Origin of the sequence: Escherichia sp. MOD1-EC5189 (assembly GCF_002966045.1) — a bacterium.
GTDB classification, from domain to species: Bacteria; Pseudomonadota; Gammaproteobacteria; order Enterobacterales; family Enterobacteriaceae; genus Escherichia; species Escherichia coli_F.
The window spans coordinates 1-1,156 of record NZ_PTRX01000093.1 but is presented as its reverse complement, the minus strand read 5'-3'; the positions used below and the strand labels follow the sequence as shown (position 1 = coordinate 1,156).

The following is a 1,156-nucleotide window of genomic DNA, read 5'->3' as shown; positions in this document are numbered from 1 at the left end:
TGGGAGACGGCGACAGAGCTTGTGGAGGACACGCAGGCCATTGCCCGTTACGGTCGTAACGTCACGAAGATGGATGCCTTTGGCTGTACCAGCCGGGGGCAGGCGCACCGCGCCGGGCTGTGGCTGATTAAAACGGAACTGCTGGAAACGCAGACCGTGGACTTCAGCGTGGGTGCCGAAGGGCTTCGCCATGTACCAGGTGATGTCATTGAAATCTGTGATGATGACTATGCGGGGATCAGCACCGGCGGGCGTGTGCTGGCGGTGAACAGCCAGACCCGGACACTGACGCTCGACCGTGAAATCACGCTGCCATCCTCCGGCACCACGCTGATAAGCCTGGTTGACGGGCAGGGTAATCCGGTGAGCGTGGAGGTCCAGTCCGTCACCGACGGCGTGAAGGTGAAAGTGAGCCGGGTTCCTGACGGCGTTGCCGAGTACAGCGTGTGGGGGCTGAAGCTGCCGACGCTGCGCCAGCGCCTGTTCCGCTGCGTGAGTATCCGTGAGAACGATGACGGCACGTATGCCATCACCGCCGTGCAGCATGTACCGGAAAAAGAGGCCATCGTGGATAACGGGGCGCACTTTGACGGCGACCAGAGCGGCACGGTGAATGGTGTCACGCCGCCAGCAGTGCAGCATCTGACCGCAGAAGTCACCGCAGACAGCGGGGAATATCAGGTGCTGGCGCGATGGGACACACCGAAGGTGGTGAAGGGCGTGAGCTTCCTGCTCCGTCTGACCGTAACAGCGGACGACGGCAGTGAGCGGCTGGTCAGTACGGCCAGGACGACGGAAACCACATACCGCTTCACGCAACTGGCGCTGGGGAACTACAGGCTGACTGTCCGGGCTGTAAATGCGTGGGGACAGCAGGGCGATCCGGCATCGGTATCGTTCCGGATTGCCGCACCGGCAGCGCCGTCTCGGATTGAGCTGACACCGGGCTATTTTCAGATAACCGCCACGCCGCATCTTGCGGTTTATGATCCGACGGTACAATTTGAGTTCTGGTTCTCGGAAACGCGGATTACCGATATCAGGCAGGTTGAAACCACAGCCCGCTACCTTGGCACGGGGCTGTACTGGATAGCCGCCAGTATCAATATCAAACCGGGCCATGATTATTACTTTTATATCCGCAGTGTGAACACCG

The 1,156-nt window shown here is 60.3% G+C and carries 1 protein-coding gene; it reads left to right on the top strand.

Annotation, left to right across the window (positions count from 1 at the left end; translation table 11 throughout):
- On the top strand, positions 1–1,156 hold a 1,156-nt coding region (locus tag ATB02_RS25655; RefSeq protein ID WP_198600604.1), incomplete at both ends, for a host specificity protein J.